Source organism: Chromatium okenii (assembly GCF_016583745.1).
In the GTDB taxonomy this organism is placed as follows: domain Bacteria; phylum Pseudomonadota; class Gammaproteobacteria; order Chromatiales; family Chromatiaceae; genus Chromatium; species Chromatium okenii.
The window spans coordinates 100825-122345 of record NZ_NRRQ01000004.1 but is presented as its reverse complement, the minus strand read 5'-3'; the positions used below and the strand labels follow the sequence as shown (position 1 = coordinate 122345).

The window sequence follows — 21521 nt, the reverse complement described above, 5'->3', positions numbered from 1 at the left end:
CAATCACTTGATCCGATCCAATAGCCGCTGCGCTGCCGCTTTTTGCTCTGCATCGCCTTCCGCGAACACCTCGTTGAGGATGTCGCGGGCGGCATCTGCGTCATCCATGTCCGCATACGCCTGCGCCAAATCCAGCTTGGTTTTGATCTCATCCCACACATCATTGCCAAATTGCCACGTCGTGTCCGCAAGTGCTGACGGCGATGGCGGCGGCAGGTCTTTTTCCACCGCCGCATTGATGAGAATTGACTCCACATCGTGCAGCTCGGCGAGACGCGGATCATCAAGCTGCAACATTTCCGAATCCGGCAACTCCAGTGGCGGCAGCGGTGGTGGTGCGAGCGGCGGCGGTGGCGTGGGCAATTTCAATTCCAGATCAAAGTCCAGCTCCAGCACTTCCGGCAGCGGCGCGGGTGATTTCACCAGCGACGGCGCGGGCGGAGTCAGGCCGCTAAACGCCGGTGTCCGCGGCGGGGCAGGTGATTTCGCCAAAGATGCTGCCGCCAGCACCGGTGTTGGCGCAGACAATGGCGGCAGCGCCACCGCTGCTGATGTGGGGAGAACCAACTCCGGCGGGCTGGACGGCTGAAGTAACAATTTGCCCAACTCATCATCTTCCAGTTCCGACGGCGTGGGCGGTTGCGGACGCGGCGGCGCGTTGAGCGGACGCTGTACGGCGCGTTGAATGTCCGTCATTTCTGCAAAACGTGAATCCTCAATATCGCTCTCGTTTTCCACCAAAGCCGACGGCGGCATCAATTCCTCAAAATCCAATTCATCATCAGTCAGCGGCAAGTGCGGCGGTGGCGGAATCACGGGCGGCGGTGGTGTCAGCGGCGCGGCTGGTGGTATCCGCACCGGCGGCGTGTGCGGATCAATGTCAACCAAGAAGGAAGAATTCAATTCATCGGTATCATCAGGCGAAGCCGCTGATGCGGTCTTTTGTAATTCTGCGGCGGCGGCTTGCAATTGCTGCCATTGCCCCGGCTGCTGCCGATCACCGTTGAGCGCCGCAATCGACTGCATCACGCTGGTCAAGCCCACCAAGTTCTTCGCCCCGATGCAGGCTTCCGCCAGTTTGAATTTCAAATCAAGGCGAGTCGGCGACCGCTGCATTTCCTTCAATAACAACGCCTGCGCCTCTTCGTGCTTGCCATAAACGATATAAATATCAGCCTCCGACAACGGATCAATCGCATCGGTTTCTGCCTCAAAATCACTCAGCGACGAGATTAACGACAGCGGCGTTTCTGGTTCCTCGTCATCTTCGAGCGGACGGCGCGGCGCAAGGCTGGTCGCGCTGGCTGACATCTTGCCGGAAGGCGGCAACAGCGCGGTTTGTCCAGCGTCATCGTCATCCGGCAACAACGCGGTCTGCGCACCGTCATCGGCAAAATCATCTGCCAAATCAAGTGCGTCATCATCATCTGCTTCCGTCTCAGCCGCTGGCGGACGCCGGCGCGAGCGGAACCACGCAATTGCCAACATGCCGAGCGCCGCCACGCCTGCGATGCCCGCCATCGGCAGCATCAACGTTTGCCAAGTGGCGGTTTCCGGTGCTGGCGCAGTGGTTGCTGAAACCGCTCCCGCACTGGGAACGGTGACTGGCGCTGGGTTTGACGCGGGAGTGACGGCTGGCACCGGCAACAGTGCGGGGGTTGGCAGCGGTGGCTCAAGTGGCAATGACGGATCAAGCGGTGTTGCGGGTGGCAACGGTTCATCAACCAGCGCCAACGTGTCAGGGTCTGGCACGGCTGGCGTGGGCGATTCTGCGACTGGCGTTGACATCTCAGGCGGCAGCGTTCCCGCCGTTGGCAAAGTGGAATTGGCGCTGGCAGCGTCACCCTGACGCGGTTGGAGCTGCTGCTGGATGGTCGTCAAGCGCACTTCCAATTCCTGCACCCGCTGCCGCAATTCTTGCGCTTCTTGGCGCATCCGCTCGCCAGTTTCCAGCGCGATCAATAAATCCTGTTCCAAACGGGTAGCGGCGGGATCGGGCTGCGATGCGGCAGTTGGCAGTGACGCAGCAGCTGGCGCTCGTGCGCCGAGCAGCCGCAGTTGGGCGTTGTCGGTGGGCACGACCGTGAGCGGAGCGCGAGGAGTGGCTCCGCCCTGCACGGCGCTGGTGAATTCCCGCTCGGCGGCAGTGGCATCGAGCGCCAACAATTCCTCTCGCGTCGGAATGATGAGGGTTCTGCCGCTGATGAGGCGATTGATATTGCCGCGAGTGAAGGCGTCTTGATTGTTGCGATACAGCGCCAGCGCGGTTTGGGCGACGGTCGCGCCCGCTGGAGCGTGAGTGCGGGCGACTTGCCACAACCCCGCGCCGGTGCTGACCGGCCCGACGAGCAGTGGAAACCCGGCGTTGTCGCCGGAGCTTGGAGCGGTGCTGGCGCGGGCGGCAGCGCGAGTGGTGGTTGGCAAGCGCAGCGGAGTGGTCATGCGCTCCGGCGGTTCCAATAACACCGTGAATTCTTTGAGCAATTGCCCCTGTGGCCAGTACACCTCCACCAGCATGTCCAAATACGGCTCGCGGATTGGCTCGCGGCTGGTGACGGTGATGACCAGCTCGCCAGTGGTGGAGGTTTCAAGCGTGAATTTGAGTTTGGTGAGGTCGTAATAGCGTTCGATGCCGGCTTGATCGAACGCTGCTTGCGAGGCCAGCGCGATTTGCAGCGCATCCTGATCTTCTGGCTTGACATCGTAGAGCGCGATTTCACCTTGAAACGGCTGATTGAGACCGGAATAGGCGCGAATTTCGCCGAGACCGAGGGCGACGACATCGGTGCCTGCGAAAAGCAAGGTTGCCGCTGCCGCGAGAATAAGTTTGCGAGACATCTTCAGCCCTCGGAAGGTAGTTTTTTTTAGTTGTCAGTGGTCAGTTGGCAGTTGTCAGTGCGCATCGCGCCCTGATCGCTGAACCCTGCCAACCGACAACTTTTTCCTCAACGATTCAACACAATCATCAGCATCCGCCGCAACGGTTCGGCAGCGCCCCACAGCAATTGATCGCCGACGGTGAATGCGGACAAATACTGCTCGCCCATGTTGAGCTTGCGCAGCCGTCCGATGGGAATGGTCAACGATCCGCTCACTGCTGCTGGCGACAAGTCGCGCACCGTTTGCGCCCGTTCGTTCGGAATCACCCGCACCCAGTCATTTGCTGCGGCAATCAGGTTCTCAATTTCTGGCATGGGCACGTTGCGCGTGAGCTTGATCGTCAAGCCCTGACTGTGGCAACGCATCGCGCCAACCCGCACGCACAAGCCATCAATCGGCACTGGCGCAGCATCCAAACCGAGAATCTTGTTGGTTTCCGCCTGCCCTTTCCATTCCTCGCGGCTTTGCCCGTTGTCGAGCTGGGTATCAATCCAAGGAATCAGGCTGCCCGCCAGCGGAGCGCCAAAATTGGCAGTGGGGAATTCGGCGCTGCGCAGCGTCGCAGTGACGCCGCGATCAATGTCGAGAATCGCCGAGGCGGGATCAGCCAGCAGCGGTTGCGCAGCAGCGTTGAGTGCGCCCATCTGCGCCAGCAATTCGCGCATATTTTTTGCACCCGCGCCGGATGCCGCTTGATAGGTCATCGCGCTGACCCATTCGACCAAACCGGCTTGGAACAGCCCGCCGAGCGCCATCAACATCAGGCTGACGGTGCAATTGCCGCCGATGAAATCGCGCTTGCCTGCTGCGAGCGCCGCGTCGATGACGTGACGATTGACCGGATCAAGAATGATGGTCGCGTCCGGCTGCATCCGCAGCGACGAGGCGGCATCAATCCAATAGCCATCCCAGCCGCTGGCGCGGAGTTGCGGATGCAGCGCCTTGGTGTAATCGCCGCCCTGACAGGTGACGATGACATCCATCTCGCGCAGCGCCGCTAGATCATCGGCAGCCAGCAGCGGCTGCGTCCCGTGCCCGACATCGGGGCCGAGTTGTCCCGCCTGCGAGGTGGTGAAAAACACCGGCGCGGCGATGTGCGCCCAATCATTTTCGGCCGTCATCCGCTCCATCAGCACCGAGCCGACCATGCCGCGCCAACCGATAAAACCAACTCGCTTCATTCGCTACTCCAATAAATAACTAAACGATCAATTTTGAATTCAGAACAATTCCAATTTATAAGGCATAGCCAGTTGCAATACTCACAACTGCAATTGGTAAAATAAGCAAGAACGCAACTGCTGCTCCACCATCTGAAGCAACGCTTAAAAAAACAGCAATGAGCATAAGACCAACGATGTACATCGCATACTTAGCAACCCAATTTGGCCATGCTTGAAGTTCTGGAGCAAATAGTTGAATAAATAATGATCGTTCTAATCGCTGGTTATTCAAAAGCCGCTCATTTTCATTTTTAATAAACGTTGAGTATAGCGCATCAGCTTCCGCAATTTTTCCCAGCTTGTATAAAGCCATGGATTGATTAAAAGTGACTTCAGGATGATTCTTGGAATCCGTAGCTTTTAATGCTTTCTGATATTCATTCAGCGCATTTTTATAATCGCCATTTTGAAATAAGGCGTTGCCGTTGGTGAAGTGATTCTGCGCGATATTCTCATTGGCTGCTATTGAATCGGTCGGGAATAAACCGCAACCAAAGAGGAACATTGTCATCAGCAAAATGAACATATTTTTCATTGAAGGCTCTCCGTTTTTTAAGATGTAACATGAAATTTGTGTTACATCAAATGCAAGTGTAATCAGTAAAAATAACCGTATCTTTACTCGTATGCTCTGTTAATTGCGCCAAGAACTGAGTACGAAATTCGGCGGATATTGATTAAAAACGGGTAAATAGCTGTTGTCGTCACCGTTTAGCAGGAAGACAATCGCAAAAGCAGCAAGTATGTTCAGAACAAAAGATATAAGAAGAGCAACTTTTGTAATTGTTAACGAGTTTTCAAGTTCGTCGATTCTATCCTCTGCATTCGCAAGTTTTATACCTGTATAAATTTTTCCGACGACGGGAACCTGTTCTAACAAAAAATCACCTGCTTCTTCTAAAAATTCGCCAAAGCTCATAAATAAACTCCTCAGAAAAGACCGTCATCTAATTTAGAATCGAACAGATAACTTGTGTTCTTCATTGCGCAACTCTCAATTAACCCCTCGCCTCAATGATGAGAAAAGGGGTTGAATTGCGTTTATACCAGCGCCGCGACCACTGCGTCACCCATTGCCACCGTGCCGACTTGCCGCATTCCTGCCGACATGATGTCTGCCGTGCGCAATCCTTGATCCAATACCGCCGACACTGCCGTTTCAATTCGCGCTGCGGCATCCGGTGCGCCGAGCGAATAGCGCAACATCATTGCCACCGACAAAATCGTTGCTAATGGATTGGCAATACCGCGTCCGGCGATGTCTGGTGCCGAGCCGTGAATGGGTTCATACATGCCCTGTCCACTCGCGCCGAGCGATGCGGATGGCAGCATTCCAATTGAACCGGTCAACATTGACGCGCAATCAGAAAGAATATCGCCAAAGATATTGCCCGTGACCATCACATCGAATTGCTTGGGCGCACGCACCAATTGCATCGCCGCATTATCAACGTACATGTGCGTCAATGTAATTTCAGGATAATCGGCAGCGGTTTTAATTGCCACTTCGCGCCACATTTCCGTACATTCTAATACATTCGCTTTATCCACCGAACAGACGCGCTTATCGCGTTTCATCGCAATCTCAAATGCCACGCGGCAAATGCGCTCAACCTCAGATTCAGTGTAAACCATCGTATTGATGCCGCGCCGTTCACCCGACGGCAGCGTTTCAATACCACGCGGTTGCCCGAAATAAATATCACCGGTCAACTCACGCACAATCATTAAATCCAAACCGGCGACGATCTCCGGTTTTAAGGTGGACGCATCCGCCAATTGTGGATACAGAATTGCGGGGCGCAAATTAGCAAACAATTCCAAGCCAGCCCGCAATCCCAATAAGCCTTTTTCGGGACGCTTGGCAATCGGCAGCGGCTCCCATTTCGGCCCACCCACTGCGCCGAGTAATACGGCATCGGCTGCCTTTGCCGCAGTCAAAGTTGATTCTGGCAAGGGATCGCTGAATTCATCATAGGCTGCACCACCAACCAGCGCATGGTGCAATGTGACATCAATTGCACCTTCCGCTTGCAGCGCGTCAATGACTTTAATGGCTTCTGCCACAATTTCTGGGCCGATTCCGTCGCCCGCAACCACTAAAATGTTCTTGCTCAAAGTACTGCCTCAATTAAATAGTTCTGTCTGAAATTCTTGCTGCACGGTTTCATCACCCACATTCAAACAAACACCCACGGCGCTTCAATTCGCCGCCGCGCTTCGTATTCCCGAATGGCATCTGCTTGTTGCAGCGTTAAACCAATATCATCTAAACCTTCAATTAACCGCTGTTTGCTGCCGACATCCACAGTAAATGGAATTTGATTGCCGTCATCCAGCGTCAATAACTGCGCTGGTAAATCTACCGAGATGCGCAGCGGCGCAATACCGCTGGCTTTTTCAAACAGGACGCCAATTAAAGCGCCCTCTAATTGAATCGGCAGAATGCCATTTTTGAAGCAGTTATTAAAAAAGATGTCGGCAAAACTCGGCGCAAGAATGACGCGAAAACCGAAATCAGCCAGTGCCCAAGGCGCATGTTCCCGCGAGGAACCGCAGCCAAAATTCTCTCGCGCTAATAGAATTTGCGCAGCAGAAAAACGCGGATCATTTAATATGAACTCGCTATTCAACGGGCGCTGGCTGCAATCCATATCTGGCTCGCCGTGATCTAAATAACGCCATTCGTCAAATAGATACGGGCCAAAACCGCTGCGTTTAATGCTTTTTAAGAATTGCTTGGGGATGATCGCGTCGGTGTCGATATTGGCGCGATCTAATGGTGCGACGATGCCGCTAAAGTTTTGAAATGGTTCCATTTATAGCGCCCTCACATCGACAAAATGCCCAGTCACCGCCGCCGCCACCGCCATCGCCGGACTTACCAAATGCGTGCGCCCGCCCTGACCTTGCCGCCCCTCAAAATTGCGGTTCGAGGTTGAGGCGCAGCGTTCACCTGCCTCCAGCCGGTCGGCGTTCATCGCCAGACACATCGAGCAGCCTGGCTCGCGCCATTCAAAACCGGCGGCGGTGAAAATTTGATCCAAACCCTCGGCTTCGGCCTGCGCTTTTACCAGCCCGGAGCCGGGCACGACCAGCGCCAACTTGATGTTTTTGCTGACTTTACGCCCGGCGGCGACGGCAGCAGCAGCGCGTAAATCTTCAATCCGCGAGTTGGTGCAGGAGCCAATAAATACCTTGTCCACTGCGATCTCGGCGAGCGGCTGTCCGGCTGTTAAACCCATATAATTCAACGCATTGCGAATGCCAGCGGCTTTGACGGGATCGGCTTCGGCGGCGGGATCAGGCACTTGTCCGTCAATCGGCAGCACCATTTCCGGCGAGGTGCCCCACGTCACCTGCGGCGCGATGCTGGCGGCGTCCAGATGCACGACGCGATCAAAGGTCGCGCCCGCATCGCTGACCAAGGTGCGCCAAGACGCTGCGGCCTGTTCAAACAGCTCGCCCGTCGGTGCCAACGGACGCCCGCGCATGTAGTCGATGGTTTTTTCGTCCACCGCGATCAAGCCAGCGCGAGCGCCCGCTTCAATCGTCATGTTGCACACCGTCATCCGCCCTTCAATCGACAGCGCCTGAATCGCAGTGCCGCCAAATTCAATGACATAGCCGGTGCCGCCAGCGGTGCCAATCGCGCCGATGATCGCCAGCACGATGTCTTTCGCGGTGACGCCCGCGCCGAGTTCACCGTCAACGCTGATGAGCATGGTTTTTGAGGGGCGCTGAATCAGGCACTGCGTCGCCAGCACATGCTCGACTTCCGAGGTGCCGATGCCGAACGCGAGTGCGCCAAATGCGCCGTGCGTGGAGGTGTGCGAATCGCCGCAGACGATGGTGCTGCCGGGCAAGGTGAAGCCCTGTTCGGGGCCGATGACGTGGACGATGCCTTGACGCACATCGCCCATCGCAAACTCGGTGATGCCGAAGCTGGCGCAGTTGGTGCCGAGCGCGGCGACTTGAATGCGAGCGACCGGATCGGCGATGCCGCTGGCGCGTTCGCTCTGCGCGGTGGGAACGTTGTGATCGGGAACGGCGAGATTGGCGCTGGTGCGCCACGGTTGGCGACCGGCGAGACGCAGCCCTTCAAAAGCTTGCGGCGAGGTGACTTCGTGAATCAGTTGGCGATCAATGTAAAGCAGCGCCGTGCCGGTCTCATCAACCCGCACGACGTGCGCATCCCAAAGTTTGTCGTAGAGGGTTTTGCTACCCATACCACTATCCCAGTGAAAAAAACGATTCGTTAGGATAGTCGGCAGGCTGTATAAACTCAAATCACAGCGAACCAGTGCCGCTGCTCAATTCAACTGTGACGCATTGAATAAAACGAGAACCGTGCTTTTAAGCCACCGCCTCTATTGGTTCAAATCGCACCCGCGCTTCTGGAGCAAATCCCATTGCTTTAGCTAACCAAGGCGGCGCTTTATTGGCCAAAATCTGCTGCAATGCCCGCATCCGTTCCCGCGCACTGCCGCCTTGATCATCTTTAATGGGATGAATATCGCGTTTAATCACTTTTGCCGCAGCAGGTCCGCCAATCGACGCGACATATAACACTTGGCAATCCGCAATCAACTCAGCGCGATACGCATTTTTATCATCGCCAGCTTGACTATCATCAACCGTGCGCACAGCAATTAAACGATGTTCCGTTGCCGAGACTTGATAAATTAAAAACCGCCGCGCAGCGCCAAAATGTCCATCAAGATTTTCACCGCTATCAGACGCACACGCTACCCGAATCGAATTGGGCATTTCATGCGCTGCCAATGGCTCCACCGCTGGCGCTGGGTCACTCGCAAGTCCAGCGCCACCTTGTAAAATCGTCACGGCAGCTTTTAACACGCTTTGCTCTAAATCAGCGAATTCACCATCTGCCGCTTGTTTCAACTCTTTTACCCGCAACGTTGCCAATTTTTCAGCCGTTGGCGGCAAACCCACTGCATCTTTTAATACCCGAATTAACCGCGCTGGATCAGTATCCGGCAAAGTCCGCGCTGCCAAAGCAATTCGCAGCGCAATGTCATCAGAAAGTACGCTATCAGACATAATTGAATTCCTCAAAAGCAGCAGAACATAATTCGCTGATGATGTTCATTGCGAGCGCAATTTTTCAACTCACTCATTACCGCGCTTAAAACGCAGCGTAGTGGGAAATGTGGGGGGCGGACTGATTGGATCAATATACCAACTGGAATCGTCAGTCAAAGTCACCGCACCGCCCCAAGTGTCAGCAGTATCAAATTCAACGGTAGCAATGGTTTCTTCCATGTCTTTTTTCGCAACATAGAACAGCAAATCACCGGCATCATTTTTACGAATCATCACATTTGGCATGGCGTTCTCACTGAAAAAATCCCAAACTGTTATATTCACAAGCCCCCCTTTGAAAAAAGGGGGGTTGGGATTTAGATTTACCGCACCAGATCGTAGTTAAAGTCAGTCACGCCCATGATGCGCGTATCGTCATCAAGCCGTTCCAATACTGCATTCACCAACGTGGTCAGAATATACATCGCGCCTTCATAGCCCAGCGTGGTCATACGATGTAAATGATGACGGTCAAAAATTGGGAAGCCAATCCGAATGAGCGGCACCTCAAATTCACGTCCCTTGTGCAGGGTATCGCGCTGAATAAACTTGCCATAGCTATTGCCGATTAAAAAGTCTGGCTTATCGGTAAAGCACAGCGAGCGCAAATGCCACAGATCAAGGTTAATGTGTACCTGACCATTCACGCCATACGGAGAAGAAGCCAATACCTTCTCAACTTCTTTTTTCCACCGCTTATTCGCACTGCTGCATAAAATATGCGTTGGTTCAGCACCCAGTTCGAGTAAGAACTTCACCATGCCCAATACATAATCTGCATCGCCATATAACGCAAACTTCTTGCCGTGCAACCAAGTGTGGCTGTCGGTCATCATATCAACCAAACGTCCGCGTTCTTTCGTCAACGAATCGGGAATTGACTTGCCAGTCAATTCTGCCACCTTCATTAAAAAGGCGTCCGTCCATTCCAATCCCATCGGAATGTTGACATAATTGGTGGCGTGTTTCCACGTCAATTCAGCAAACTTCTTGGTTTTAATCAACTGCCAAGGTTGCAAACACAGCGTATCAATTGCATTCGGCGCATCGCGCATTTCATTCAGCGTGGTGCCGCCATCATACATGCGGAATTGACCATCTGCGGGCGTATCTAAAACCTCAGTTGGATCGCACAATAGGCTATAACCCACGCCCATTTCTTTCATCATGCGATGCAAAACACGATAGTTACCGAGATAGGTTTCAAAGCCGGGCACCAAATTGATCTTGCCATTGGAACCCACCACCTTGTCATCCATATAATTCAACGTTAAATGACGTTGAACTCCTTCAAACATATTATCCCAGCCGGTAGTGTGGCTGCCCACAAAGCTCGGCGTATGCGCAAAAGGAACTGGGAAATCTTCGGGAATATATCCCTCTTTCCGCGAGTTACCAATAAAGGCATTTAAGTCATCGCCAATAACTTCTGCCATGCAGGTCGTGCTCACCGCAATCATGTCTGGCTTATACAAAGCACGGGCATTTTCTAACCCGTCAAACATGTTTTTTTGACCGCCGAATACCGCTGCATCTTCAGTCATTGAATCAGAAACGCAAGCAATCGGTTCCTTAAAATGGCGATTAAAATAGGAGCGGAAATACGCCACGCAACCTTGTGAACCATGTACATACGGCAAGGTTTTTTCAAAGCCCAACGCACACAATACGGCACCAAGCGGTTGACAGGCTTTCGCCGGGTTAATTGTCAACGCCTCGCGTTGAAAATTCAGTTCTTGATATTCCTGCGTGGTCGTCCACTGAAAGACTTCTTCAATCTTCTCAATCGAATATGCTTCTTCAGCAGTTGCCCGCTTTTTAGCGAGGTTATCAACGTAGTCTGCATCGCAAAATAAGGGATAGCAGGGTTTGATTTTCTCAGCGATCTGGCTCATTACATTGTGCTCCTACCGCGCCGCTAATTGGCGAACAACGGCAATTGATTGACTGGGGTAAATTCTCCTCGCATACAGTTTTGTTTGCTGTTGCAAGGAGAATTTTTCACTTACGCAGCGAGCGTTTGGCTCTCAGCGTCAGCAGTTTTTAACCAAGGCGCCTGCATACTCTTCCAGCACGGATTATTGATCGTCATATCCATATCACGCGCAAAGATGGCGAAACCGTCATAACCGTGATAAGGCCCTGAATAATCCCATGAGTGCATCTGGCGGAATGGCACTCCCATCTTCTGGAAGATATACTTTTCTTTAATCCCAGAGCCAATCAAATCTGGCTTGATCTTCTTGACGAATTCTTCAAACTCATAGCCAGTCACATCGTCATACAGCAGGGTCGCATTGCCCATTTCTTTAATGGTGCGGTCATAATCATCGTTGTGAGCAAATTCATAGCCAGTGCCAACAACTTCCATGCCCAAATCTTCATACGCGCCAATGACGTGACGCGGACGCAAACCACCAACGTACAGCATCACGCGCTTGCCTTCGAGACGCGGGCGGTATTTCGCAATAATTGCTTGATATTCCGCCTCGTATTTGGCAATCACCTTCTCAGCATTGGCTTGAATCGTCTCATCAAAGAATGCCGCAATTTTGCGCAGTGATTCCGCAATTTTCGTCGGACCAAAGAAGTTGTATTCCATCCACGGAATCCCATACTTCTCTTCCATGTGGCGGCTGATGTAATTCATCGAGCGATAGCAGTGAATGAGATTGAGCCGAACTTTAGGCGTCAATTCCATTTCGGCAAGCGTACCGTCACCAGACCATTGCGCCACAACACGCAAACCCATTTCTTCCAACAGAATACGCGATGCCCACGCATCACCACCGATGTTGTAATCGCCAATCACGGCCACGTCATACGGAGTGGTCGCAAAGGTTTCATCGCCATCGCGGTTGCCAATTACCCAATCCCGAATCGCATCATTGGCAATGTGATGACCTAATGATTGCGATACACCGCGAAATCCTTCGCAACGCACGGGCACGATGGGTTTATCTAATTCCTTGCCCTTCTTTTTGGAGACGGCTTCAATATCATCGCCAATCAAACCAATTGGGCATTCAGACTGCACACTAATTCCCTTTGCCAGCGGAAAAAGTTGATTCATCTCATCAATGAGCTTGGCGAGTTTTTTATCGCCACCGAATACAATATCTTTCTCCTGAAAATCAGAAGTAAAGTTCATGGTGCCAAAGGTATTGACGCCAGTATGACCGACATAATAATTGCGCCGACCTGCGCGGGAGTATTGACCACAACCCACCGGTCCATGCGACAAGTGAATCATGTCTTTAATTGGCCCCCACACCACGCCTTTAGAGCCAGCGTAAGCGCAACCGCGTACCGTCATCACTCCCGGCAATGATTTGCGGTTGGAAATGATGCACTTCTTAGATTGTTCGAGCGATTGATCGTTGACCGCTAAATGCTTAGCGCGATCTTTTTTAGCCTTCTCTGGATACGCTTCCAGCACTTCTTGAATCAGTGCCTGCGTTTCATCATGCGTCATCGTGGTCATTGCGCTTCACTCCTGCCGTGCCGCTAATCTGCGGACACCCGGCGTGACTTCAGTTATCAGGATTCAAGTTGGCAGTTCGCAGTTGTCAGAATTCAAATTGAGGTTTTTATTCACAGTCAATTGAGTGCTGACAACGCGGTGATTCACGCGACTGCTTCTTCTGCTGCCGTCTTGCCAATGATGCTTTCGTCTTCGCCATCCATCAAACCGAATTCCATCAACAGGTCTTCTAATGCTTCCATCGTGATGGGTTTTGGAATGACAAACATCTTGTTCTCAATGATCTTCTTCGCCAGATCGCGGTATTCCTGCGCCTGCTTGGCACTCGGATCATATTCAATCACGGTCATGCGGCGAATTTCAGCGCGTTGTACCACGTTGTCACGCGGGACGAAATGAATCATCTGCGTTCCCAATTGCCGTGCCAATTCCATAATCAATTCATCTTCGCGGGCGGTATTGCGGCTGTTGCAAATCAAACCGGCCAAGCGCACGCTACCCGAACTGGCGTATTTTACAATACCCTTGGCGATGTTATTGGCGGCATACATTGCCATCATTTCACCGGAGCACACGATGTAAATTTCCTGTGCTTTATTCTCACGAATTGGCATTGCGAAACCACCGCAAACCACGTCGCCCAATACGTCGTAAAATACAAAATCTAAATCATCGGTATATGCGCCTTCTTCTTCAAGGAAGTTAATTGCGGTAATAACGCCGCGACCTGCGCAACCAACACCCGGCTCAGGACCGCCAGACTCTACGCATTTGATGTCGCGGTAGCCGACCTTGAGCACGTCTTCCAATTCGAGGTCTTCAACAGAGCCGGCGTTAGCAGCCATTTCCATGATCGAGTTCTGTGCTTTTGCGTGTAGAATCAAACGGGTAGAATCGGCTTTCGGATCGCAGCCCACGATCATCACTTTCATACCAAGTTCGGCGAGACCGGCGACGAGGTTCTGCGTGGTGGTGGATTTACCGATCCCACCTTTGCCGTAAATAGCGCATTGACGAATTGCCATGATGAGAATCTCCTAAAAATCACTGCTGTCGTAAGGGTTGATGACGTTGCCGTTCGACAGTGATAAAGCAAACCTGATGCCAACTCGCAAATAACGCTTAACCACTTGATTTACTATCGTTTATTTCAAGCAACAGGCAGTTATGCGCTGGTGACATCTCCGACAAAGTAGATCGCCGTATGGATCGCAACCGACAAATCGAACAATCAGACCGCACCGTTGCCGCGCCGCCGAGTGCAGCAAAACCGCCCACGCTGCCGGCGCGGGCGCGGTTATCAGTCAATCGCTGCAATTTGCCCGCAATTATTCTGGGCAGCTTGACGTATCAACGCCATCCGGTGCCATTAGAATTAGATGGAATTGCACATTTACATGCAGATTTATTTCGGACTTTAGCGACTTTTCCGACGCATCAAGAACGCGCTCAACGCTTTCAAGATTATATGACGGTGAACTTTTTATTAGATGAATTGGATGAAGCGGGATTGATGCCGGGGCGGGGGCGTAAAGCTCGCGCCAATGCCAATTATTTACGGCAGGTGCGCGGTTGGTCGTTCGATGCGGATGGGCGCGAAGGGGCAGTATTAAAACGCTGGGTGGAGAGTCGATTTGGATTGTTGGCGCGGCATCATGCCGGTTCGTTGGCAGATCGCAATAGCGAAACGTATCAGCGTTATCTCAGTGAAGGCTCGCGGGGTTTATACGCAACCAACGCGCTGGAATCGCAGCTTGATTTGCTTTACACCTATTGCCAATATGAACTGAATTTAGAATTTTCATCGCAAACGCATTTGACCTTGCATCGCGGCATCAATCGCATTGATGAGCATGAATTGCAGGAGCGTTGCGATACAGAATTGCAGTGCGTGTTATTTAATAATCTCAATAGCTTTACAAGCCAGCGCGACCGTGCAGATGAGTTTGGCGATTACATTCTGACAGTCGCGGTGCCGTTAGCGAAAATCTTTTTTTATAACCGTTTGCTGCCGGGGTTATTGCGGGGTGAAGATGAATATGTGGTGATTGGCGGGGTATATGAGGTGAACATTAGCACGATTTGAGCAGGGTGTTTAGTGATGTTTGTTGTGGTTTTTCACTCGCTTTTACGTTGTAATGTAGTATAAAAACCGCCGTGATCGTGTAACGGCGGTTTTCAGTCATTTAGTTTCAGTCATAATCTGCTCACGAAGAAACTCGGGCGCAAAATCAGCACCGTTATTCCAAGAAATTGTGTGACCTTCCAGTTCAAACGATTTGAAAAATTTGATCTCTTTTAGTGGCTCAAACACTTCGCCAAACAGTTCGGAAGATAGATCAATCTCACCCTGTGCTCCATCGCTAAAAGAGAGCCATATTTTGTAATCTTTGAGGTATTGTGCGCTCGTGACGTGAATAAACATGCTGTTACTCTAACGGTTTAATTTTTGACAATAATTTTCTATTGTTCACAACAGCGCCAGCAATTCACTTAATGCGGTTGTTGCGGCTTGATAACGAATTGCCTCGCGGTCGCCGTTGAATTGAAACCGCTGACTGCTGATGCGCCCGTCCGCTAATCCCCAGCCAATCCACACGGTGCCGACTGGCTTATCTACCGAGCCGCCGTCCGGTCCGGCGATTCCAGTAATTGCCAGCGCAATGTCCGCCACACTGTGCGCCAGCGCCCCGCGCACCATCGCCTGCACCACCGCGTCACTGACTGCGCCGTGCGTCGCCAATACCGTCGGCGCAACGCCGAGCAGGTCTTGTTTGGCGGCGTTGCTGTAGGTCACAAAACCACGTTCAAACCACGCGCTGCTGCCGGCGATGTCGGTGATGAGTTTGGCGACCCAGCCGCCGGTGCAGGATTCTGCCGTCACTAACCGCTGTCTGCGTTGTTGCAAAAGTGTCCCGATGTGGCTGGCATGAACATTGAGGATGGATTGATCCATAAATGAATGAGCAGGTGCTGGTTGAAAACAAACGCCGCGCTCTTGATGCCAGACAGGTGCCGACTGACAACTGTCAACTCAAACCGGGGCGGTGCGCTAACATTGGGCATATTTTATCACGCCGGTCAACTCGAGACGAGCCGCGCCATGCTGTTAATGCTTGATAACTATGATTCTTTTACCTACAACCTTGTGCAGTACTGCGGCGAATTGGGCGCTGAGGTGCGGGTGGTGCGCAATGATGAATTGACGGTGGCGCAGGTGCTGGCGCTGCAACCGGAACGGGTGGTGATTTCACCCGGGCCGTGTACGCCGAATGAAGCGGGCATTTCGGTGCCGCTGATTCTCGCTTTAGCGGGCAAGGTGCCGATTTTGGGCGTGTGTCTCGGTCATCAGTCCATCGGGCAGGCGTTTGGTGGACAGATCGTCCGCGCTCCGACGGTGATGCACGGTAAAACTTCGCCGGTGTATCACGCGGATGGTGGCGTTTTTCAGGGGTTGAAATCGCCTTTTGCAGCCACCCGTTATCACTCGCTGGTGATTGCGCCGGAGACCTTGCCCGACTGCCTCGAAGTCACCGCGTGGACGCAACATCCCGACGGCAGCCGCGAGGCGATCATGGGCGTGCGGCATCGGGAGCTGCCGATTCAAGGCGTGCAATTTCATCCCGAATCAATCTTGACGGAACACGGTCACGACTTGTTGCGCAATTTTCTGACGACGAGCTGTTAAATGAACATTAAAGATGCAATTGCGCGGTGCGTGGAGCGCCACGACCTCAGCGAGGACGACATGACCGCCGTGATGCGGGCGGTGATGACCGGCGGCGCGACCTCGGCACAAATTGCGGCGCTGTTGGTGGCGCTGCGGATGAAAGGTGAAACCGTCACCGAAATCACCGCCGCTGCGGGCGTGATGCGCGAATTGGCGACGGGCGTTGATTTAACTGGGCTGGCGCACACGGTGGACATCGTCGGCACCGGCGGTGATGCCTCCGGCACTTTCAACGTGTCCACCGCCAGCATCTTCGTTGCCGCTGCCGCTGGCTGTCAGGTCGCCAAACACGGCAACCGCTCGGTGTCGAGCAAATCGGGCGCGGCTGACGTGTTGGAAGCGGCTGGAGTGCGGCTGTATTTAACGCCGGCGCAAGTGGTGCGCTGCGTCCGCGAGCTGGGCGTGGGATTCATGTTTGCACCCGGACATCATGGCGCGATGAAACACGCCATCGGGCCGCGCCGGGAATTGGGCGTGCGTACCTTATTTAACATTCTCGGCCCGCTCACCAATCCAGCGCGAGTGCCCAATCAAGTGCTCGGCGTCTTCAGTCCCGCCCTGCTCGAACCACTCGCGGAAGTGTTGCAACGGCTCGGCAGCCGTCATGTGCTGGTGGTCAACGCCCGCGACGGCTTAGATGAAATCAGCATTGGCGCACCGACCGACATCGCCGAATTACGCGACGGCATGATTCATTGCTACAGCATCCAGCCGGAAGATTTCGGTTTGACTCGCGCCGATCTCGCCGCAATTCGCGTCAACGACCCGGCGGAAAGTTTGACCATGTTGCGCGGCGTCCTCGCCGGACAAGCGGGTGCGGCGCGAGACATCGTGCAACTCAACGCGGGAGCGGCGATTTACGCAGCGGGCATCGCTGACAGCCTCGCGGCTGGCGTTGCGCAAGCGGCGACCGTGTTAAGCAACGGTGAAGCAGCCCAGCGGTTGGAACGCCTGATCGCGCTCACCGCCAGCTTCACTGACAATTGACAACTGACAACTGACAACTCAAATGACTGATAAGCCTGATATTTTGCAAAAAATCCTGCGGCGCAAAGCGGAAGAAGTGCGCGAGCGCCAAACTCGCCTCCCGCTGACCGCACTGCGCTCACAAGCGGCTGCGGTCGCTGCCCCGCGTGGTTTTGCCGACGCGCTGGCAACCACAATTGCTGCGGGAATGCCGGCGGTGATTGCGGAGATTAAAAAAGCCAGTCCGAGTAAAGGATTGATTTGTGAAAACTTTGATCCCGCCGCCATTGCCGCCAGCTATGCGCAAGGCGGCGCAACCTGTTTATCAGTATTAACTGATATTGATTTTTTTCAAGGCAGCGATGCGTATTTACAAGCAGCACGAGCAGCCTGCACATTGCCGGTTATTCGCAAAGATTTTATCATTGATCCGTATCAAATTTACGAAGCCCGCGCAATGGGTGCCGATTGTATTTTGCTCATTGCCGCCGCGCTGGATGATGCGCAATTAGCCGAACTCAATGCGCTGGCGCTGGAATTAAACTTGGACGTATTGATTGAAGTGCATGATGGCGCTGAATTAGCGCGGGCGCTGGCAATACCGGGGCGGCTCATTGGAATTAACAATCGCAATTTACGCACCTTTGCGGTGGATTTAATGACCACCGTCGCCTTATTACCAGCCATTCCCGCAGCGCGTCTCTTGGTTACAGAAAGCGGCATTGTCACGCGAGAAGATGTTGCGTTAATGCGTGCTAACCAAGTGAATGCGTTTTTAGTTGGAGAAGCATTCATGCGTACTGCTGACCCCGGTACGGAGCTGGCGCGGTTATTTTTTCCCCATTAACTGCGACGCCAGCCAGATATTCGTTACAACTCCATTCCGCTGCGATATTTTTTCTCGCAGCGCAATACAAGTTCAACTGTAACCAAATTGATTTCTTCTTTTACCGCTTCTTTTTCAATAATACGGCGAATGATAGGACGCAAAAATGCCGGTGCTTCATGTACCCGTTCTTGCGCATCTGCATTCCAATGAACGCCTAACTTTTTATTCACCCAACTGCCCGGAATTGGCAACGGTTCTACCGCTTCTGCAATAGAGACTGCGGGCGTACCACCAAATGCTGCTTCTGCAAACACATCTGACATCTTTTGCCCAAAAGCACGAGTGAAGACGGGAAAAGCAGGATCATTACGCAAGAGCACGCGCTTTAATTCTAACGTTGCGGCACTACGCTGCTGAATGGCGACCGGATCATCATTGCGCGGCGCAGCATCAATGTAGGTTCGCCAAGTGTCCACAATTGCAGTAAAGCTCAATAAAAAGTGCTCCAGTACTAATGGCTGCAATGGGCAATACAGCAAATGCGGCGAGGTAACAGCAGACAACCATTCTACCGTTGTCGCCGGTAATGATAATGCAGCGCGTTGCTGATCAGCAGTGTTTTGAAACGGCGTCATTTCTAATTCTGGACTAATTGGCGCTAAATCTAAAATCAATAAGGTGCGACTTGGTGGCATTCCGCCAATATGCAATAAAAATGCGGGGATGGCGTATTCAAGACGCGGATAGCCAAAGATCACTAAACCACCGCGTCCTGCTTTCAGCGTGTATTGATGCACCATCACCCGATCAAGTTTTTCACCGTGATAGATGCGCGACCGTGCCCGCACGCAATGGTGCGCATTGTGCTGTTGACTATAGTATTCAGTGAATTCATCGCGCTCTAAACATTCTGGTAAATGTGCAAAAAAAATGGCTTCTAACCGATCCCAATAGGCTGATTGATCTTGTGGGAGCTGCGCTTGAGTCATTAACAATACATCCGTATCTTTAACAGTGACACAACTATAACGATACGCTTGCAACTTGGCAAAGTATTGATAGCGCAGATAACTGCCCACATGGTTATGACTACCGCGCTGTAGCATCATGGTTTCATTTCGCAACGTTCTCACGATAGGTCATTATGAAAATTCCTAAAACGCTGGAGCCTTTGGTGCAAGATGGTTTGATTGATGCTGTGATTCGACCCTTAAAAAGTGGTAAAGAAGCCGCAGTTTATGTGGTGCAATCTGAAGGCGTGATCCGCTGCGCGAAGGTGTATAAAGAAGTGAATAAACGCGGATTTCATCATCAAGTGTTATATCGAGAAGGGCGCACCGTGCGCAATAGTCGCCAAGCCCGCGCAATGGCAAAGGGGACGCGCTATGGACGCCAAGAACAGGAACAGGTTTGGCAGAATGCGGAAGTCACCGCGTTATATCAACTCACTGCAATTGGTGTGCGAGTGCCGCAGCCGTATCATTTCATTGACGGGGTATTGTTAATGGAATTAATTATTGATGCCGAAGGTGAGGTTGCGCCGCGTTTAAGTGATTTAGATTTAACTCCAGAACAGGCGCGAAGTTATCACCACCAGTTAATACAGGAGGTGATTAACATGTTATGCAACGGCATGATACATGGCGATTTATCGGAATTTAATGTGCTCATTGACGCGCAAGGGCCAGTCATCATTGATTTGCCGCAGGTGATTGATGCCGCTGCGAATAATCATGCGGCACAATTTTTGGCGCGTGATGTGACGCACCTTGCAACTTACTTTGGGCAATTTGCGCCAGAATTGCACACCACCAACTATGCGCAGGAACTTTGGCATCTGTACCAAAACGGCGATTTAACGCCCACAACGCAGCTCACGGGTCACTATAAAAAACAACAGCACAGTGCTGATCTTGACAGCATTTTGCGCGAGATTAACGACGCCCGTGATGAAGCGTTGCGACGGGCACAATTACGGGAAAATCATTAACCACTTATTCAAGGTGAGGAGTGATGCTGTTACACATTCAATAACGCGCACCAACATCAAGGTGATTGCATTGACGTGTCACTGGAACATCAGTGTAGATAACTGAAACATTCAAACGAACACTGATATTTTGCCTAGATTCACTCTTCACTTTAATCCGTTTTTAATGTTTCTTTGATGTGGATTGCGTATGTTCAGCTTTCATTCAAATTATCAGACCAATCGTGGCATGGCGCGAATTCTTGTCGCTGATGATGAGCGCACCAGCCTGATTTTAATGCGCCGTTTATTGCAAGCAGCGGGGTATGCCAATGTGGTGCTATTGCAGAATTCTTGCGAAGTGCTCGCGGCGTATCAAGAAACGCCAACTGATTTAATTCTGTTAGATATTCACATGCCAGAATTAAATGGTTTTGAAGTGATTGGACAACTTCAGGCGCTGCATGATCCGTTATTACCGCCGATTTTAATGCTCACGGGACGGCGCGGGCATGGTGAAATGTTGCGGGCATTAGAAGCAGGTGCGCATGATGTGATTCGTAAACCATTCGATCAAGCCGAAGTGGTGGCGCGGGTGCGCAATATGTTGGATGTGCAATTGGCGCATCGAATGCTTTACGATCAAAAAGATGTTTTAGAACGGATTGTGCAAGAACGCACGAAACAAATTCGGGAAACGCGCTTGCAAGTCGTGCAACGATTGGGACGCGCTGCCGAATATCGTGATAATGAAACTGGACAACATATTTTGCGGATGAGTCATAGTTCAGCATTATTAGCGCGACATCTGGGCTGGAATACAGAACTCTGTGATGTGATGCTTCATGCAAGCCCCATGCACGATGTGGGTAAAATTGGTATTCCAGATCGGATTTTATTAAAGCCGGGTAAATTAACGCCTGAAGAATGGCAAGTAATGCAAACGCACGCCACCATTGGCGGTGATATTCTCAGTGGTGACAGTTCTGAATTATTACAAATGGCGCGAGAAATTGCGTTGAGTCATCACGAAAAATGGGATGGCACTGGTTATCCCTTGGGTTTAAGTGGCACGGCAATTCCCGAATCGGGGCGCATTGTGGCACTTGCAGATGTCTTTGATGCGTTGACTTCAGAGCGTCCTTATAAAAAAGCCTGGGATGTGGATGTGGCGCTGGCGTTTATTAAAGAACAAGCCGGGGTGCATTTTGATCCGAATTTGACCGCGATTTTTTTGCGGTTGATTCCTAAAATTTTGGAGATTCGACATCGTTTTTCTGATCCGGTGGCGTCGCCGCCAGCGGCAACCACACTTGCACATTCATAACGAATGA

21 protein-coding genes are annotated in these 21521 nt (G+C 52.1%); 6 read left to right on the top strand and 15 right to left on the bottom strand.

The features are described from left to right. Window positions 1–3: 3 nt before the first annotated feature. The 12 genes from CKO12_RS02680 to nifH form a co-directional block, all read right to left on the bottom strand. Entirely contained in the window at window positions 4–2838 is a 2835-nt protein-coding gene (locus tag CKO12_RS02680) for a FimV/HubP family polar landmark protein (protein ID WP_200153187.1), read from the bottom strand. Window positions 2839–2945: 107 nt separating this feature from the next. Then, a complete protein-coding gene (gene asd, locus CKO12_RS02675) occupies window positions 2946–4061 on the bottom strand; it encodes an aspartate-semialdehyde dehydrogenase (protein WP_200153186.1) in 1116 nt (371 codons plus the stop codon). A gap of 55 nt (window positions 4062–4116) precedes the next feature. Next, window positions 4117–4638, bottom strand: a complete 522-nt coding sequence (locus tag CKO12_RS02670) for a tetratricopeptide repeat protein (RefSeq protein ID WP_200153185.1) — start codon at window positions 4636–4638, stop codon at window positions 4117–4119. 99 nt (window positions 4639–4737) lie between these two features. Continuing rightward, the gene (locus CKO12_RS02665; protein ID WP_200153184.1) at window positions 4738–5022 is read right to left on the bottom strand and encodes a hypothetical protein; all 285 of its coding nucleotides are present in this window, start codon (window positions 5020–5022) and stop codon (window positions 4738–4740) included. 122 nt (window positions 5023–5144) lie between these two features. After that, window positions 5145–6221 (bottom strand): 3-isopropylmalate dehydrogenase, encoded by a 1077-nt coding sequence (leuB, locus tag CKO12_RS02660; RefSeq protein WP_200153183.1) that lies wholly within the window; start codon window positions 6219–6221, stop codon window positions 5145–5147. Between the two features lie 62 nt (window positions 6222–6283). After that, a complete protein-coding gene (gene leuD, locus CKO12_RS02655; RefSeq protein ID WP_200153182.1) occupies window positions 6284–6922 on the bottom strand; it encodes a 3-isopropylmalate dehydratase small subunit in 639 nt (212 codons plus the stop codon). Next, complete coding sequence (leuC, locus tag CKO12_RS02650) at window positions 6923–8332, bottom strand: 3-isopropylmalate dehydratase large subunit (RefSeq protein ID WP_200153181.1); 1410 nt, start codon at window positions 8330–8332, stop codon at window positions 6923–6925. It abuts the gene before it with no gap. A gap of 127 nt (window positions 8333–8459) precedes the next feature. Further along, on the bottom strand, window positions 8460–9167 hold the full coding sequence (locus CKO12_RS02645) for a dinitrogenase iron-molybdenum cofactor biosynthesis protein (protein WP_200153179.1): 708 nt from the start codon (window positions 9165–9167) through the stop codon (window positions 8460–8462). 69 nt (window positions 9168–9236) lie between these two features. After that, entirely contained in the window at window positions 9237–9455 is a 219-nt protein-coding gene (gene nifT / locus CKO12_RS02640; RefSeq protein ID WP_200153178.1) for a putative nitrogen fixation protein NifT, read from the bottom strand. A gap of 77 nt (window positions 9456–9532) precedes the next feature. After that, complete coding sequence (nifK, locus tag CKO12_RS02635; RefSeq protein WP_200153176.1) at window positions 9533–11104, bottom strand: nitrogenase molybdenum-iron protein subunit beta; 1572 nt, start codon at window positions 11102–11104, stop codon at window positions 9533–9535. A 110-nt stretch (window positions 11105–11214) separates the two neighbouring features. Continuing rightward, the gene (nifD, locus tag CKO12_RS02630) at window positions 11215–12693 is read right to left on the bottom strand and encodes a nitrogenase molybdenum-iron protein alpha chain (RefSeq protein ID WP_200153175.1); all 1479 of its coding nucleotides are present in this window, start codon (window positions 12691–12693) and stop codon (window positions 11215–11217) included. Window positions 12694–12836: 143 nt separating this feature from the next. Next, a complete protein-coding gene (nifH, locus tag CKO12_RS02625) occupies window positions 12837–13718 on the bottom strand; it encodes a nitrogenase iron protein (protein ID WP_200153174.1) in 882 nt (293 codons plus the stop codon). A 179-nt stretch (window positions 13719–13897) separates the two neighbouring features. On the opposite strand from nifH, the gene CKO12_RS02620 reads away from it, so the two are divergent. Then, entirely contained in the window at window positions 13898–14779 is an 882-nt protein-coding gene (locus tag CKO12_RS02620; protein WP_200153173.1) for an NAD(+)--dinitrogen-reductase ADP-D-ribosyltransferase, read from the top strand. Window positions 14780–14875: 96 nt separating this feature from the next. On the opposite strand, the gene CKO12_RS02615 is transcribed toward CKO12_RS02620, so the two are convergent. Together CKO12_RS02615 and pncC are read right to left on the bottom strand one after the other, a co-directional pair. After that, window positions 14876–15118: a DUF2442 domain-containing protein gene (locus tag CKO12_RS02615; RefSeq protein ID WP_200153172.1), complete on the bottom strand. Its 243-nt coding sequence runs from the start codon at window positions 15116–15118 to the stop codon at window positions 14876–14878. Window positions 15119–15163: 45 nt separating this feature from the next. Next, a complete protein-coding gene (gene pncC, locus CKO12_RS02610; RefSeq protein WP_200153170.1) occupies window positions 15164–15649 on the bottom strand; it encodes a nicotinamide-nucleotide amidase in 486 nt (161 codons plus the stop codon). 147 nt (window positions 15650–15796) lie between these two features. Between pncC and CKO12_RS02605 the strand changes: the two genes are divergently transcribed. From CKO12_RS02605 to trpC, 3 genes are read left to right on the top strand one after another with little or no spacing between them, the layout of a single operon-like run. Continuing rightward, window positions 15797–16381: an anthranilate synthase component II gene (locus CKO12_RS02605; RefSeq protein WP_200153169.1), complete on the top strand. Its 585-nt coding sequence runs from the start codon at window positions 15797–15799 to the stop codon at window positions 16379–16381. Next, window positions 16382–17410, top strand: coding sequence for an anthranilate phosphoribosyltransferase (gene trpD, locus CKO12_RS02600; RefSeq protein WP_200153168.1), 1029 nt, complete (start codon window positions 16382–16384; stop codon window positions 17408–17410). A gap of 22 nt (window positions 17411–17432) precedes the next feature. After that, window positions 17433–18236: an indole-3-glycerol phosphate synthase TrpC gene (trpC, locus tag CKO12_RS02595; RefSeq protein WP_200153166.1), complete on the top strand. Its 804-nt coding sequence runs from the start codon at window positions 17433–17435 to the stop codon at window positions 18234–18236. Window positions 18237–18259: 23 nt separating this feature from the next. On the opposite strand, the gene CKO12_RS02590 is transcribed toward trpC, so the two are convergent. Then, on the bottom strand, window positions 18260–19327 hold the full coding sequence (locus CKO12_RS02590; protein ID WP_242466166.1) for a protochlorophyllide oxidoreductase: 1068 nt from the start codon (window positions 19325–19327) through the stop codon (window positions 18260–18262). A gap of 35 nt (window positions 19328–19362) precedes the next feature. Here CKO12_RS02590 and CKO12_RS02585 point away from each other — a divergent pair, with 35 nt between their 5' ends. Together CKO12_RS02585 and CKO12_RS02580 are read left to right on the top strand one after the other, a co-directional pair. Then, window positions 19363–20208, top strand: a complete 846-nt coding sequence (locus tag CKO12_RS02585) for a PA4780 family RIO1-like protein kinase (protein WP_200153165.1) — start codon at window positions 19363–19365, stop codon at window positions 20206–20208. A gap of 229 nt (window positions 20209–20437) precedes the next feature. After that, complete coding sequence (locus CKO12_RS02580; protein ID WP_338032682.1) at window positions 20438–21514, top strand: HD domain-containing phosphohydrolase; 1077 nt, start codon at window positions 20438–20440, stop codon at window positions 21512–21514. Window positions 21515–21521: the final 7 nt, after the last annotated feature.